This is a genomic window from Vreelandella sedimenti (assembly GCF_013416325.1).
GTDB lineage: Bacteria > Pseudomonadota > Gammaproteobacteria > Pseudomonadales > Halomonadaceae > Vreelandella > Vreelandella sedimenti.
This window is the reverse complement of the sequence record NZ_JACCGK010000014.1, coordinates 52,516-68,449: the sequence shown is the minus strand read 5'-3', so window position 1 is coordinate 68,449 and position 15,934 is coordinate 52,516. Positions and strand designations below refer to the sequence as shown.

The following is a 15,934-nucleotide window of genomic DNA, read 5'->3' as shown; positions in this document are numbered from 1 at the left end:
CTTAGCGGCCTATGCCTTTCTGACGACGGATCATAAACGCCAGGCGCTCAAGCAGCTGAGTGTCCTGCTCGTTTTTGACCAGTGCGCCGGCCATGGGCGGCAGGGCCTTTGCTGGGTCGCGGTTATACAATGCTTCTTGCGCCAGCTCGTCGGCCATCAGCAGTTTGAGCCAGTCGACCAGCTCGGAGGTGGAGGGTTTTTTCTTGAGGCCGGGCGCCTTGCGAAGCTCGAAAAACACCTCTAGGGCTTCGCTGACCAGCCGGGGCGCGATATCCGGGAAGTGCACATCGACAATCGCCTGCATGGTCTCGCGGTCGGGGAACTCAATGTAGTGGAAAAAACAGCGGCGTAGAAAAGCGTCCGGCAGCTCTTTTTCATTATTAGAGGTAATAACAATAATCGGGCGCTGTTCGGCGCGGATGGTTTCGCCGGTTTCGTAAACGTGGAATTCCATACGATCAAGCTCTTGAAGGAGGTCGTTGGGGAATTCGATATCGGCCTTGTCGATCTCGTCGATCAGTAGCACCACCCGTTGATTGGCGGTGAACGCTTCCCACAGCTTGCCGGGCTTGATGTAGTTGGCGACGTTTTCCACGCCTTCAACGCCTAGCTGGGAATCCCGCAGGCGGCTGACAGCATCGTACTCGTATAAACCCTGGGCCGCCTTGGTGCTGGATTTGATATGCCAGGTAATCAACTGGGTATCGAGAGACTCGGCCAGTTCTTCGGCCAGTAGGGTTTTGCCGGTACCCGGCTCGCCTTTGATCAATAGCGGTCGTTCGAGCACCACCGCCGCGTTCACCGCCTGTTTAAGCGCATCGGTTGCGATATAAGAAGAAGTGGATTCAAACGCCATGGGAGGGCCTCGGCTTGTCGAAAGCGGGTTTATAAAAGGATAAACGGATTCAAACAAGTGTACGTGAGGGTCACCCTCAAGGCCAAGAGGTAGTGATAGCTGGCATTCTGCACAACACTGTGCCGAGTGCAGGTTTCCGCGAGGGCGCTGTTAACCCATCCGTGGGCGCTACTTTCGCCATCCATGGCGAAAGACCCTCGCTTCAACCTGCCCTCGCACCGTGTTCTCAAGATGTGTTGCAGTTAATTCCAAATCAAAAGCCTTGAAGTAGCTTTTTATCACCCCTGCCAATTTGGCGGCGCTATGCCTTGGCGCTGCATTTGCCGGTATACTGTCGGCCGCGAAACCCCGAGAGCGCGAGCAACGGCGCTAATGTTCCAGTGCTGCTCCTTGAGCATGTCCAGCAGTGTGTGATCGCTGTCGCTACCAGCGTCTGCAGGCAGGGGAGTTGCCAGCCGCGTGATGCGTTGGCTTAGGCACTGCTCGGGTAAGTCATGAACGGTGATCTCTTCATTTTCTGAGGTGGCCAGTGCAAAGGCCAGCGCATTCTTTAGTTGGCGTATATTACCGGGCCAGGCGTAAGCGAGTAGGGCGCTAATGGCATCGGCCCGCAGGCGCGGTGATTGGCTGGAGGCTCGCTCCTGGATGATGTCATCAAATACACGGCGGATAACGTAGAGCTTATCGGCGCGGTCGCGTAGCGCGGGCAGGCGCAGTTGAGCCCCGTTAAGGCGGTAATAGAGGTCTTCGCGGAACTCACCCTGCTGGATCATCGCATCGATATTGCGATGAGTGGCGGTAATCACCCGAATATCAACCTTTTCAGGCTTATTGGCCCCAAGAGGCATCACTTCTCGCTCGGCCAATACGCGCAGCAGGCGGGTTTGCAGGGCCAGCGGCATATCGCCGATTTCATCTAAAAACAGTGTGCCGCCGTGGGCTTGGGGAATCAGCCCGCGCATGCCTTTGGCGCGCCCGCCGGTAAAGGCGCCGGGCTCGTAACCAAACAGCTCGCTTTCGATCAGCGCTTCGGGAATGGCGGCACAGTTTACTGCGATAAAGGGGCCTTTAGATCGGTTGCCGCTGTCATGCAGAGCACGGGCAACGATCTCTTTGCCGGTGCCGGTTTCTCCGCTAATCAGCACATTGACGCTGGCTTCGTTGCGCAACCGTTCAGCCAGTTTCTGCACTTTGCGCATGGCGGGGTCGTCGGCGCCGAGGCGTACCAGTGGTTCCGGCAGGCTGGAGGCGAGAGGTTGTGCTTGCTGAGCAGGGCGCGGGCGGCGTGGCTCCAGCAGGCTAATAAAGTAGATTGTGTTATCGACCCTGGCGCGAAAAGCACGCAGTTGATCGTCGGTGGCGCTATTAATGCTGAGTACATCGGCGATCTCGCACTCGAATAGCTCCCCCAGCATTGGGGTGTGATGGGCTGACCAGGGTGGCCAACGACGCTGGTGTTCACTTATCAGATCACGACCCACTGCGTTGGCAGCAATCACTTGCCCGTTCTCTTCAATGGCGATGAGCCCGCGCCCGTTTACATGCACAAACTCTCGTGAGGTATCCAGCCGCACCATCAGGCAGTCACGGTAGCGCTGGAGAAAATAGGCGTCTTCGATCATGCGCGCGTAGAGCGTTACCAGCGAGAGACTAAAATTTTGGCTCTCATGCTGGGTAGGTGATTGCAGTGCGGAGATGTCTAGCACGGCCATGACGTTGCCTTGCGGGTCGGCGATGGGGGCGGCAGTGCAGGTAAGCGAAATATGCGAGGCGTCGAAGTGCTCCTGGCGGTGGCAAATAATCGCTTGGCGGTCATGCAGGCAGGTGCCTACGGCACAGGTACCCGCAAAGCGTTCATCCCAGTCGGCTCCGAGGTACAGGCCTGCTTTGCGCAGTTGCTGGTCTTGGTTGGGATCGCCACGAAACTCAACGGTTATCCCGCGGTGGTCGGTGAGCAGTAGCACGTAGCCTAGTTGCGCAATTTGCTGATAAAGCTGGTCAACCCCGGCTCTTGCCACGTGCAGTAGTTCATCCACGGATTCCCGGTGCTCGATCAGGATTTGTTGGGGCACCACCCGGGCTGGGCGTGGCTGGGTGGGATCGAGTTGGTACTCGTTTAGGCAGCGCAGCCAGGAGCGTCGAATAGTCGGCTGGGCGGGTAGCTGGGGCATTTCCAAGCCTTCGCCGAGCTGGAAAATATGCTCGATATGCTGGCGCTGGACGGATTGCAGCCGTGCAGGCAGGGACGATTGAGTGGGCATGGCGTGGTTCACCGTGGGGCTTGTTATTGTCCTTCCAGCCTATGCGCTCTGGCGTGGGTGTCAACGCAGCGCTATTACGCCGTTAGTCGTGCGTTACACCTGTAACGTCGTTTACAACTAGATGTGACAGGTGTACGCCTTGGGCAACGCCTAATCGATAACTGTTTTTTAAATTTATTTATATTTTTCATATGCTTGTGGTTTATCTGAAATGATTGGCACGGCGGGTGCTTAGAGTTGGGTGTCTCACCAGCAATTCAACAATAACAAACGATGGAGTACTCGCTATGTCCGAGATATCGGCACAAACCCAGCAAACCGCCACGGCTACTGTCCAAGGGTGGCTTAGTGATTTTGATAACGCGTTGCAAGCCCAGGATATTCAGCGTGTTTTGTCGCTATTTAATGAGGAATGCTACTGGCGCGACTTTGTAACCTTTACCTGGAATTTAAAAACCTGTGAGGGAAAAGATGCTATTCAGGCCATGCTCAATGCCACCCTGGAGAACGTGCGTCCTTCGAACTGGCAGCTAGAAGGCGAAGCTACCCAGAACGGCGATACCAGTGAGGCGTGGTTTACTTTTGAGACAGTGGTCGCCAGCGGCAAAGGCTACTTGCGTCTAAAAGACGGTAAATGCTGGACGCTACTAACCACTATGCAGTCGCTTCATGACTACCCCGAACCGCGTAACCACAACCGCCCAAAAGGAGCTGAGCACGGGGCCAATAAACAGCGTGAAACCTGGTTAGAGTCACGGGAGCGCGAAGAGGCAGAGCTTGGCTATACCCAACAGCCTTACTGCGTAATCATCGGCGGAGGCCAAGGCGGGATTGGCCTTGGGGCGCGGCTAAAGCAGATGGGGGTGCCGACCATCATCATAGAGCGCAACGAGCGCGCCGGGGACTCCTGGCGCAACCGCTATAAATCCCTCTGCCTGCACGACCCGGTGTGGTACGACCACCTACCCTATATTCCTTTCCCAGAAAACTGGCCGGTGTTTGCGCCTAAAGACAAGGTGGGCGATTGGCTGGAGATGTACACAAAGGTGATGGAGCTCAATTATTGGACCTCCACTGAGTGTCAGAATGCACACTATGACGAAGCCGCAGGCGAGTGGGTGGTTAACGTTAAGCGCAACGGCGAAGAGATCACGCTACGCCCGAAGCAGCTGGTGATGGCCACCGGGATGTCGGGTATGCCCAATATGCCGGCATTTCCCGGCGCTGAGAGCTTCGCTGGTGAGCAGCAGCACTCCAGCCAACACCCAGGGCCGGATGCTTATGCGGGTAAGAAGTGCGTGATTGTGGGCTCGAATAACTCTGCTCACGATATTGCCGCGGCACTTTGGGAGCACGATGCCGATGTGACCATGCTGCAGCGTTCATCCACCCATATTGTGAAGTCGGACTCTTTGATGGAAGAAGTGCTGGGGCCGCTCTACTCCGAAGAGGCGGTGGCCAATGGCTTAACCCACGACAAGGCTGATCTGATTTTTGCCTCGATCCCCTACAAGGTGCTTCCGGACTTTCAGCGCCCGGCGTTTGAGGCAATCAAACAGCGCGACGCCGAGTTTTATCAGAAGCTGGAAGACGCGGGCTTTCTGCTCGATTTCGGTGACGATGACTCCGGGCTGTTCTTGAAGTACCTGCGCCGGGGCTCAGGTTATTACATCGACGTAGGCGCCTGCGACTTGGTGGCTAACGGCGATATCAAGTTGCGAAGCGGTGTGGGCATTGAGCGCATTAACCCCCACTCCATCACACTTACCGATGGCAGTGAGCTAGAGGCAGATTTGATCGTCTACGCCACCGGCTATGGCTCCATGAATGGCTGGGCGGCGCGGCTTATTTCTCAGGAAGTGGCAGATAAAGTCGGCAAGTGCTGGGGCCTGGGCTCTGACACCACCAAAGACCCCGGCCCTTGGGAGGGCGAGCTGCGCAATATGTGGAAACCTACCCAGCAAGAGGCGCTGTGGTTCCATGGTGGCAACCTCCACCAGTCGCGGCACTACTCACACTATTTGGCGCTGCAGTTAAAGGCACGCATGGAGGGGCTGGAAACGCCTGTCTACGGTCTGCAGCCAGTTCACCATATGTCGTAACAGGAAGGGAAAGCCATGAGTCAGTCGAACCATCAGCAAACTATGCAGGCAGCGGTTTGGTACGCAGCAAAAGATTTACGCGTTGAGCAAGTTTCGGTTCCCACTATCAGCGCCCCCCATGAAGTGAAGGTGAAAGTGGCTGCCTGTGGTATTTGCGGCAGTGACTTACACGAGTATGCCGCCGGGCCGATTTTTATCCCGGTGGGCAAGCCGCACCCTATTAGCGGCGAACAGGCGCCGATCATCATGGGCCATGAATTTGCCGGGGAAGTGGTAGAGGTCGGCGAGAAAGTCACACGGGTGAAGGTAGGCGACCGTGTGGCCATTGAGCCGATTCTCTCACCCAACAAGGATGGCGCTTATCAGATGGAGCGCTATAACCTCACGCCCTTGCTGGGCTTTCACGGCCTTTCGGGCGGTGGCGGCGGCTTTTCCGAGTTTACCGTGATGGGGGAACATATGGTGCACAAGCTGCCGGATGATCTCAGCTTCGAGCAGGGCGCTCTGGTAGAGCCCGCGGCGGTAGCGCTGCATGCGGTGCGCCAAAGCTGCCTAAAAGCCGGGGATAGCGCGGTAGTTTTTGGCGCGGGGCCAATTGGCTTGATGACTATTGAAGCGCTAAAAGCCGCAGGCGCTGCTCAAATATATGCCGTTGAGGTCGCGCCTTCACGGAAAGCCAAAGCCGAAGCGTTAGGGGCCATTGTGGTTGACCCACAGCAGGAGGATGCGGTTACAAAGCTACAAGCCTTGAGTGGTGGCGGGGTGGACGTGGCGTTTGAAGTGACCGGCATTCCTGCCGTGCTGAATCAGGCGCTGCATAGCACACACGAAGGGGGTGAAGTGGTGGTGGTGAGTATCTGGGAAGGCGAGGCCAGCTTTCAGCCTAACGACCTAGTCATCAAAGAGCGCACCATGAAGGGCATTATTGCCTATCGCCATGTTTACCCCGCGGTAATGGCACTGATGCAGCGGGGCTACTTCCGCGCCGAGGACATGGTGACCCAGCGCATTCCATTGGCGGATATCGTGGAGGAGGGCTTTGAGGCGCTTCTAAACGACAAAGCTCAAGTGAAAATCATCGTGACACCCAACCACTAATCTGAGGATTCCGAAGCGTAAACAAACGCATATGATGCTTTGTGATGCAAAAAGACCTCAAAGTGCGCAATGCTGGTGCATTTTGTTTGCTGCAGTGCGTCGGAGGTTGATGCCAGTGAAGTGGTTTTTTGTTAACTATATGATTTTTAATGATATTTAAAAAAGTGGCACGCAGATCGCAATGTATATGGCAAAGGATGAGTGAATAGAGAGGCGTAATTAACTATCTGGCTTCTTTTCCTTCTTCATCCATGTTGCTACCGGCTGGTAGCAACAAACCGAGTGAGCTGGCGTGCTCCACCTGGTCCCCTTCGGGGGACTTTTTTTTGTGCCCGGATTTTATATTAGAAAACTATCAGGGTTCAGTTTCTTATAACAATATTTTACAAGCAATTTGGAAACAGTGTTCGTATACTATACCCTGTACAGGAAAGTTGGATAGCAAGTACCGCAATCCCCAAGCGCAAGGAACTGCGCGCTGCATAGAGGATGACCCTTATGAGTAATATGAAACTGATTTCTGCTGCTGTAATCACTGCCGGTTTCGCACTGGCAAGCTAGGCGGCTCTCGCTTATAACGCTGGCGATGTATTCGTTCGTGGTGGTGTTGCCCAAACGGATACGGGTTCAGGTAATGGCAATCTGAATGGTGATTCACTGAACGTGCAGAGCGCTCGTGGCTTCACCTTTGGTGCAGGTTACCTGTTTACTGATAAGGTAGGCGTTGAACTCAACAGCTCTGAGAAGTTCGAGCACGATCTGAACACCTCTGCTTCAGGCGATGTGGGTAGTGTTGATCGTCTGCCTGTTAATCTACTCGTGAATTACTACCCGATGGGTGGCTTGGATTCACGTGTACAGCCTTACGTTGGTGCTGGCCTAAACTACACACGTTTCTCTGGCGAGCCGAGTGGAGTGAATGTTGATGAAAGCTACGGCGCGATCGGCCAAGTAGGCGTTGATCTGGCCGTGACTGATAATATTATGCTCAATGGTTACGCAAGCTACGCTGACGTGAACGCAGATATTAACGTCGGTGGTGAAGTTGACATCGAACCCGTTACCATTGGCGGTGGTGTTACTTACCGCTTCTAAGTTTTACTAGATATGAGTTTTACTAGATTTTAGCTTTGCCTAGATTTTAGTCTTGCTAAGTCTTCTGAAATATCACTACGCCCGGCCTTGAGCCGGGCGTAGTGCGTTGTAGAGTATCGATTAGCAAGACGTTACAGAGGGCTTAGGGCGTTAAGTTAACAAAGCCGCTCTCTGTCACTACTACGTTATCTTCGATACGAATACCGCCACAGGATGAGAGTTGGTCGACCAGCCGCCAGTTAATGGGCAATGAGGTGTTGCGCAGCGGGTCGAGCAGCATGGCGATAAAATAGAGCCCGGGTTCAATGGTAACGACCATGCCAGGGCGCAGGGTGCGCGTCAGTCGTAGCGCTGGGTGCTGCTCTGGTGCAGGGGCGGGAGTGCCATCCGGGTGGCGTAACCCGGCCACATCATGCACTTGAAGGCCCAGCGAGTGGCCCAGTCCATGAGGGCAGAATGCCCGCGTAACGCCCTCGGCAACCGCTTGTTCTGCGGTTCCTTTAAACAGATCATTAGCCACCAATATTTCACCCAGGTGGTGATGCATCTGCTCGTGCAGTGCTAAAAAGTTAACGCCTGGGGCTATGCCTCTGACTAACTCATCTTTCAGCCCATGCATGGAGGTGACCAGTTCGCCAAACGCGACGGGGGCATCGGGGCCGGCGTAAGTGCGGGTAATATCGGCGCAGTAACCCCGAAAACGGCGACCCGCATCCACTAACAGGCTATAGCGCTGTTTAGGCGCGTTAAGGTCGTAGTGTTGATAATGCAGCACGCCAGCATGCTCATTTAAACCAATAATATTTTGGTAGGGCACGTTTGATTCGCGCTGGCGACTCGCTGCTAAGTACGCCAGCTGAATATCTAGCTCACCGGCAGCGCCGATAAAGGCGGCTTGGGATGCCTGATGGCCCGCTATCGCTAAGCGATTGGCTTCACGGATACAGGCGATCTCATAGGGCGTCTTAAACAGCCGTAATTCATCAAGGGCATGCACTATTCGCTCAGGATGATGCTCTAGCGCCTGCTGAATGTTGGAGGCAAGACGCTCTATATCGCCAATGACGGCAGCCTTTCCCGAAAGCGGTGGGGAAATTTTCTCGCTGCATAAGTGGATGTCAAACGCTGCTACCCAGGGCTCTTCGGGTAGGTGAGTAGGCAAGTGCCAAAAGTCGGCGGGCGCATACAAGTACAGCTGGGGGCGCTCTCCCGGTTGAATAATCAGCCAGCTATGCTGCACATCGGCTAAACCCACCCAGTGCATGAAATGCCCGTAAGCCTGAAAAGGAGGGGTGTGGTCATCTGCAAAATGGTCGCTGGCATGGCCACTGTAAATTGCCAGGCTATCGAGCCCGTGGTCGGTCAAAATATCGGAATAAGCATGCTGTAGGTGCGCTATATGCTCGCGTTGCAGGTTAAATAGTGTGGTTGACATACAAAGCTGTGCCCTCTCTTAAGTAAGGTTTCTCAAATGGGGGTCATACACGTGGCGGCGCAAGTTCGCTCCACAGGCTATCCAGCTCCGCGTGGCGATGATTTTGATGACGGTATAGCCGTAGCTCCATAGGCACATCCCAGCGGCTATCGCCTGCTCTTACCAGCGTGCCTTGAGCAAGCTCTGCCGCGACGTTGCGTTCTGGCAACCAACTCATGCCGTAGCCAAGTAGCACCAGCTCTTTAATACCCGCCGCGTAGAGATTTTCACTCTGCGCAGTTAAATAGGTGGTTTGGGGGAGCCTAGCTAGGTGTGCTTTAACCGCAGACCCCAACAACCCACGCTTGGGGTAGGCAAGCCAAGGTAGCGGTTGATGGCGCGAGCCAGGCAGCAATGCGTGTGGTTCTCCTTCAGCATTTAACCCAGTCACTGGAATCAGTCGTTCATGACCAATCACACGATAATTGCAGGCACTGGTGTCGATCTCCAGATCGCAGCGTCCAATCGGCCAGTAACAGATAGCCAGGTCGCACTCGGCACGCGCTAAGGCTTGAAAGTAATCATTGGCCACCCAGCCGGTCGCCCGCAAATATGGCTGTACGCGATCTTGCCACCCCGTAGACGCCAACCATTCCGGTAAAAAATGCGGCAACAGACTCTGCGGTGCTGCAACCATAATACGTCGCTGCTGACCAGCGTTAATTTCGCGCACCCGGTCACGAGTCAGCCGCACCCGGTCGGTCACCTGTTCGCACAGGGTCAAAAACTCCTCCCCGGCCGGGGTGAGTGAGAGCGGCAGCGTTTGACGATTAATCAGCGTTACGCCCATCTCCTCCTCAAGCAGTTTAATCCGCCGGGAGAAGGTGGGTTGCGTAACGTTTTGATCATCTGCTGCGCGTGAGAAGTGCCGCGTTCTGGCCAGGGCGATAAAATCTTCTAGCCAGCGAATTTCCATGCTCTACCTCTCAGCGCCTGGGTTCGCTGTATCGAATATGACGCCCGCTTCATAGGCGCCCCTCCTCAACAGCGTGGCACGCCACTCGGGTTCCGTCATCCTGTGTTTGCAGCAAGGGGATCTCTTGCTTACAGCGCGCATTGGCATGGGGGCAGCGGCCATGAAACACGCAGCCGCTAGGCAGGTTGACCGGGGTCGGCACTTCGCCGGTGAGACGAATATGCTGGGGCCGATCATCCTTCAAGCGCGGAATTGCCGAGAGCAGCGCCTGGGTATAGGGGTGGCGCGGCTTATCAAACAGTGTCGCGGTGGTGGCAACTTCACACACCGTGCCTAAGTACATCACCGCCACGCGGGTGCCAAAGTGTTCCACGACGGCTAGGTCGTGGGTAATGAATAGATAGGTTAGATTGCGCTCTTGCTGGGCTTCCATCAGCAGGTTGAGCACCTGGGCTTGAATCGAGACGTCCAGTGCGGAGATAGGCTCATCGGCAACGATAAACTCAGGGTCAACGGCCAGGGCACGGGCAATGGCAATACGCTGCCGCTGACCGCCGGAGAACTCGTGGCCAAAGCGTTTGCCCCAGTCAGGGTCGATGCCCACCGAGCGCATCACTTCCTCTACCTTGTCGAGAATCTGTGGCCGTTTCCAATCAGGGTGGTGCAGGCGTAGCGGCTCTTCCAGAGTTTGCTGAATCGTCATGCGCGGGTTGAGCGACGCATAAGGGTTTTGGAAGATCATCTGCATCCGCTTGCGATACGGCAGCAGTTGGCGCGAGCTTAAGTTATCGATGCGGTTGCCGTCGTAGCGAATCTCACCCTCTGTTGGGGTCAGTAGCCCCATGACGGTACGTGCCACGGTGGACTTACCGCAGCCCGACTCGCCGACCACGCACAGTGCTTCACCGCGTTTGATATCCAGATTGACACCATTAATGGCGTGAACGTGCTCTTGGTGGCGAACCAGCTTGCCTCCCTTAAAGCGCAACTGATCAAGGAAATCCCCAGAGAGCGAGAAGCGCTTTTTCAAGTCGCGAATCTGCAGTAGCGAATCAGCGCTCTCTTCGTTCTGACGTGGAGTAGGATTATGGCTGTCCGTTATAGCCTCAGCGTGCGCACTCATGAGGTTTCCTCCTTCAAACGGCGATCTTCGAGCATTTCAGCCACCATATGACATGCCACACGACAGTTGCCGGATTCGACAAATTCAGGTACCTGCTGGGTGCAGGCGGGGCGGGGCTGGCCATCGGCACGATTGATAAAATCACAGCGCGGATGAAACGCGCAGCCGCTGGGCAGGTTAGAAAGTGACGGCATGCTGCCACGAATTTGATTGAGCTTTTCACCCGGCGTAGCCATCTGAGGCAGGGCGTTGATTAACCCCTGGGTATAAGGGTGCTGCGGGTCGTTGATAATCTCCCGTGTTGGCCCTTGCTCAATGACTCGGCCAGCGTACATGACCAGCATGCGCTGGGTGACCTGGCTGACCACGCCCAGGTCGTGGGTGATCAGAATAAGCCCCACATTGTGCTGCTCGCAGAGATCAAGTAGCAGCGCCATGATCTCGGCTTGAATGGTCACATCAAGCGCCGTAGTAGGCTCGTCGGCAATGATAATGTCCGGGTCGAGCAGCAGGGCAATGGCGATAATAATCCGCTGGCGCATACCACCTGAAAGCTCGTGGGGGTACTGATCCAGGCGCGTTTCCGGCGAAGGGATTTGCACCTGTTGGAGTTTGTCCAGGGCGATCGCGCGGGCCTCCTTAGAGGAAATACGTCTGTGCGCTTTTAAACACTCAACCATCTGCTCGCCAATGGAGAGCACTGGGTTCAGCGTCATCATTGGGTCTTGGAAGATCATCGAAACGCGGTTGCCGCGTACTTTACGCAGGCCACGCTCAGACATGCGGTTAAGCACCTGACCGTCAAATGTCACCGTGCCGCCGGCGATAAAGCCCGGTTTGGCGATCAAGTTGAGCAGCGAAAACGCGGCAACCGATTTACCAGCGCCGGACTCACCGACAATACCCAGGCGCTCACCGCGTTCAAGGCTGAAACAGATATCGCGCAGGGCGTGCACTTCACCCTGGCGCAGTGCAAAGCGCACATCGAGGTTGTTGACTTCAAGTAGTGCCATGGTGTCCTCAGCCTTTGTAGAGTCGTGGGTTCATGACATCACGCAGCCAATCGCCGAGTAGATTGATCGACAGCACCAGCACCACCAGAACTGCGCCCGGGATCAAGGTTATCCACCAGGAACCGGACTGGATGTAGTCAAAGCCCGATTTGATCAGTGAGCCAAGCGAGGGGTGGGTCTCTGGCATCCCCAGCCCTAGAAACGACAGCGCCGCTTCAGAGATAATCGCGTTGGCGATCTGCACGGTAGAGATAACGAATATCGGTGACATGGTGTTGGGCAGTACATGGCGGAACATAATCCGTTTGCTGCGTAGGCCCATCACGCGGGCAGCGTCAACGTACTCTTTGTTTTTTTCTGCAAGCACTGAGGCGCGCACGGTACGTGCATACTGGGGCCATTCGGCTAGGCCGATAATCAGGATCAGCATCATCACTGCGTACTGGCTATAGAAGGCGCTACCCATGGTCGCTTTGACCAAAGCGCCCACCACGATAGCGACCATCAGCGTCGAGAAGGAGAGCTGAATGTCCGCCAGGCGCATCAAAATCGTATCGACACGGCCGCCCAGGTAGCCAGCCATTAGGCCGAAGGTGACTCCTAGCAGCGCCTGCAAAATAACCGCACCGAAACCAATCAGCAGCGATACGCGGGTGCCATACAGCACAATCGACCACAAATCGCGCCCCTGGGCATCGGTGCCTAGCGCGTAACGCTCATCGGCACCGTCAATCCAGAAGGGCGGCAGTTCAGATGACATAATGTCGATCTGGGAGAGGTCGTAAGGGTTCGTGGGCGCCAGCAGCGGTGAGGCAAAGGCGGCGATGACCATGCAGATAAACACAGCCAGGCAGAGCTGGGCGGTGCGGTCACGCTTGAAGCTGTACCACATATAGGAGTCGCGCAGGCGTTCCCAGCGGCTGGGGGGGACGTTGGTGGTGGTGCTCATGCGGGCTTCCCAGTCAGTTTAACGGTGGGGTTTACCATGCCGTAGATGAGATCCACGATGGTGTTAGTAACGACAAAAATCACGCCGACGATCATCAGGTAGGTCACAATCAGCGGTATATCGGCGCGGTTGATCGCATCCAAAAACATCAAACCCATGCCGGGCCATTGGAAAACGGTCTCGGTCAAAATGGTGTAGGCCACCATGGTGCCGATCTGCACGCCGCCCACGGTAATTACCGGTAGCATGGTGTTTTTAAGGGCGTGAACGAAATAGACCCGGCGCATAGAGATACCTTTAGCGCGGGCGTACTTCACATACTCCGACTGCAGGACTTCCATCATTTCGGCGCGAATCAGGCGGATAAACAGCGGTAGCATAATGGAGGCCAGCGAGACCGCCGGTAGCACTAGATGCTGTAAACCGTTCCAAGTCGCTAGGTTGGTGTCCCAGTTGCCCACCACATTAACGAGGTCATAACCACGGCCGAAGGAGGGCATATTGCCTTCGGTGGAGAAAAAGTCATTCAGCCATGCGCCCCAGCCGGTACTTTCGGGGAACAGCGTGACGGTAACGCCGATGGCGAAGATTTGAATCAGTACGATCGCGGTCAAGAACACCGGAATTGAGATACCGATAATCGATATACCCATAAACAGGCGTGAAATCGGTGAGCGCGGTTTGATGGCGCTATACACCCCAATGGGTACCGAAAACAGCACAATAATCAGCGTCGCGGCAAATACCAGCTCCAGGGTGGCGGGTAAGTGGCGAGCAATCACTTCTAACGCCGGTTCGCGATAAAAGTAGGAGTAGCCGAAATCGCCTTGAACGGCGTTTTTAGCAAAACGAACGTACTGCACCAGGAAGGGGTCATTGAGGCCAAAGCGCTCGCGAATCTCTTCACGCTCGCTCTCCGGTACTGACTGGCCCACCATCTGCTGTACGGGGTCACCCAGGTTATCCTGAATGGCGAAGGCCAGCACGCTGATGACAAACATCACCAAAATCGCGTGCATCAGCCGCTTGATTAAAAAGGCAATCATGGCGTACGCCACCTATATGAGGGGTTCATCAAAGGGAGTAGGGGCATGTTATGCAGAGTTCTCTCAGACGCGAACTGCCAGCCAAAAGGCTTCGCTCCCTAAACGCTTAGGGAGCGAAGCATCCTTGCGGTTTACTCGTTGGCGGTTAACGCTGCAGTGACTCTTTTAATTAAATGCTAGGCATTCAATCAATTAGCTCTGTGGGCGCTTAATCGTCGCTGCGATTAATGACCAAGTCACCGAGGTAAGGAAAGTCAAGAGCGTTAACTACCGGCTCAATCTCAACCCCTTCAGCGGCTGCGTAGGCAAGGTTCTGCCAGTGCAGTGTGATATAGCCGACGTCTTCATAGAGCATGGCTTCGGCTTCGCGCAGCATTTCGTTGCGTTTTTCCAGATCGGTTTCGCTATCTGCTTCGGTGACGAGTGCGTCGATCTCCTCGTTGCAATAGCCACCGTAGTTGTACTGGCCAGCACCGGTCTCTTCATCGAAGCAGAAAGAGAGGTACTGGAAGAAGTTAGCGGTATCTTCGGTATCCGCGTGCCAGCCGATCATCGCCATATCGGACTGGCGGGTATCGTACTCAGGCCAGTACTGCGCCAGGGGCATGGTACGTAAATCCACGTCAATATTGATTTGCGCCAGCATGTTGGCAACCGCTTGGGCGATTTGGGCGTCGTTCACGTAGCGATTATTCGGGGCGATCATTTCAACGCTGAAGCCCTCTTCGTAGCCCGCTTCGGCCATCAGCTCTTTGGCGCGCTCAATGTCGTAGCGGGGCGTTAAATCTGGGTTGTGGCCTGAGTAACCCTCAGGTGAGAATTGCCCTGCAGGGTTAGCAAAGCCGCGCATGAGCCGGTCAGCAATGCCTTCCTGGTTAATAGCCAGGTCGACCGCTTGTCGAACGCGGGCATCCTGGAAGGCTTCAACGCGCTCTTCGTTCATTTGGAAGCCAATGATACGCGTACCATCAACCTCTACCAGATTAACGCCGTCGGCCTCGCGTACGCGATCCAAATCGTTGGGAGGCACGGCATCAATAAAGTCGACACCGCCAGAGAGTAGGGCAGCAACTCGTGAGGCATTCTCAGCGATGGGCGTCAGCACGATATTAGAGACGTTGCCTTCGCTTTCGGTATCCCAGTAATCTTCAAAACGCTCAAAATCTACCCGTACACCCTGACGGCGGTCAGTGACCATGAACGGACCAGTACCGGAAACATTGCGCGAAGCAAAGGAGTTGCCTGCTTTAACAATTTCAGCTTTGTCGCTGCCTTCGTCGGTTTCACCGCTATAGAACTCGCTATCCATCGGGAAGATGTAGGTAGCCAGGTTGAGTAGCAGCGGGTAAGGTTCGGCGGTGACGATCTCAACGGTGTAGTCGTCAACCGCTTCGGCGCTGGAAACCGGCTCAAAAATAGCGCGGTAGTCAGGGCTCTCTTTTAGACGCTCAATGGTCCATACCACGTCTTTGGCAGTGAATTCGTTACCTGAGTGGAAAGTAACACCTTCGCGCAAGGTCATGCGCATGGTGGTTTCGTCGACTTGTTCCCACTCGGTGGCTAAGCGCGGCTCAAACTCAAAATCTTTTGTCCAGCGAACCAGCGGATCAAATGCCATATGAGAAAAGCGCAACACGCCGCCAGAAAGCTGCTCATGGAGGTCGAGTGTTTCAGGGTCAGCGGAGTAGCCAATGCGCAGGGTTTCAGCACTTGCAGTCATCGGTAGCAACGTCGTACCCGCAACCACTGCACCAATAACGGAAGCCAGTAAGGTTTTCTTGAGCGTCATCATCGTTCCCTTAAATCATTGTTTATTGTTCGTTTTACCGCCGTTTTCTTAGCTAGAAGCACCCTTCCCGCTAGGAAAGCGTCAGTAAAACAGACACGGTCAGTTGTTAAGTCTATTTACAACACAAGCGTACAACCTAGGCTTACAACATAGAGAGTGCCTATCGCGTCATACAATCGAAATAATGACAGGCATCATTCGTCTACTGAATG

General features: G+C 55.0%; 11 protein-coding genes and 1 pseudogene. 3 read left to right on the top strand and 9 right to left on the bottom strand.

Annotated features, from left to right (window positions below):
• Window position 1: 1 nt before the first annotated feature.
• Window positions 2-856, bottom strand: coding sequence for an AAA family ATPase (locus tag HZU72_RS16225; protein ID WP_180093910.1), 855 nt, complete (start codon window positions 854-856; stop codon window positions 2-4).
• A gap of 278 nt (window positions 857-1,134) precedes the next feature.
• On the bottom strand, window positions 1,135-3,117 hold the full coding sequence (locus HZU72_RS16220) for a sigma-54-dependent Fis family transcriptional regulator (protein WP_180093908.1): 1,983 nt from the start codon (window positions 3,115-3,117) through the stop codon (window positions 1,135-1,137).
• A 287-nt stretch (window positions 3,118-3,404) separates the two neighbouring features.
• Here HZU72_RS16220 and HZU72_RS16215 point away from each other — a divergent pair, with 287 nt between their 5' ends.
• The 3 genes and pseudogenes from HZU72_RS16215 to HZU72_RS16205 all read left to right on the top strand — a co-directional run bounded on the left by HZU72_RS16215 (window position 3,405) and on the right by HZU72_RS16205 (window position 7,412).
• Window positions 3,405-5,219: an NAD(P)/FAD-dependent oxidoreductase gene (locus HZU72_RS16215; protein ID WP_180093906.1), complete on the top strand. Its 1,815-nt coding sequence runs from the start codon at window positions 3,405-3,407 to the stop codon at window positions 5,217-5,219.
• Between the two features lie 15 nt (window positions 5,220-5,234).
• Entirely contained in the window at window positions 5,235-6,317 is a 1,083-nt protein-coding gene (locus tag HZU72_RS16210; protein WP_286902931.1) for a 2,3-butanediol dehydrogenase, read from the top strand.
• 498 nt (window positions 6,318-6,815) lie between these two features.
• Window positions 6,816-7,412: pseudogene (locus HZU72_RS16205) on the top strand (OmpW/AlkL family protein).
• Between the two features lie 142 nt (window positions 7,413-7,554).
• On the opposite strand, the gene pepQ reads toward HZU72_RS16205, so the two are convergent.
• The 7 genes from pepQ to HZU72_RS16170 form a co-directional block, all read right to left on the bottom strand.
• Window positions 7,555-8,847 carry a Xaa-Pro dipeptidase gene (pepQ, locus tag HZU72_RS16200; RefSeq protein WP_180093904.1) on the bottom strand — a complete coding sequence of 431 codons (1,293 nt, stop codon included), beginning with the start codon at window positions 8,845-8,847 and terminating at the stop codon, window positions 7,555-7,557.
• 43 nt (window positions 8,848-8,890) lie between these two features.
• On the bottom strand, window positions 8,891-9,802 hold the full coding sequence (locus HZU72_RS16195; protein WP_180093902.1) for a LysR family transcriptional regulator: 912 nt from the start codon (window positions 9,800-9,802) through the stop codon (window positions 8,891-8,893).
• A 49-nt stretch (window positions 9,803-9,851) separates the two neighbouring features.
• On the bottom strand, window positions 9,852-10,925 hold the full coding sequence (locus HZU72_RS16190; RefSeq protein ID WP_235976150.1) for an ABC transporter ATP-binding protein: 1,074 nt from the start codon (window positions 10,923-10,925) through the stop codon (window positions 9,852-9,854).
• Window positions 10,922-11,938, bottom strand: coding sequence for an ABC transporter ATP-binding protein (locus HZU72_RS16185; RefSeq protein WP_009287009.1), 1,017 nt, complete (start codon window positions 11,936-11,938; stop codon window positions 10,922-10,924). The genes HZU72_RS16190 and HZU72_RS16185 overlap by 4 nt, the downstream gene beginning before the upstream one ends.
• Window positions 11,939-11,945: 7 nt before the next feature.
• On the bottom strand, window positions 11,946-12,887 hold the full coding sequence (locus tag HZU72_RS16180; RefSeq protein ID WP_180093900.1) for an ABC transporter permease: 942 nt from the start codon (window positions 12,885-12,887) through the stop codon (window positions 11,946-11,948).
• On the bottom strand, window positions 12,884-13,933 hold the full coding sequence (locus HZU72_RS16175; protein WP_180093898.1) for an ABC transporter permease: 1,050 nt from the start codon (window positions 13,931-13,933) through the stop codon (window positions 12,884-12,886). The genes HZU72_RS16180 and HZU72_RS16175 overlap by 4 nt, the downstream gene beginning before the upstream one ends.
• A gap of 208 nt (window positions 13,934-14,141) precedes the next feature.
• On the bottom strand, window positions 14,142-15,722 hold the full coding sequence (locus tag HZU72_RS16170; protein WP_180093896.1) for an ABC transporter substrate-binding protein: 1,581 nt from the start codon (window positions 15,720-15,722) through the stop codon (window positions 14,142-14,144).
• Window positions 15,723-15,934 lie beyond the last annotated feature (212 nt).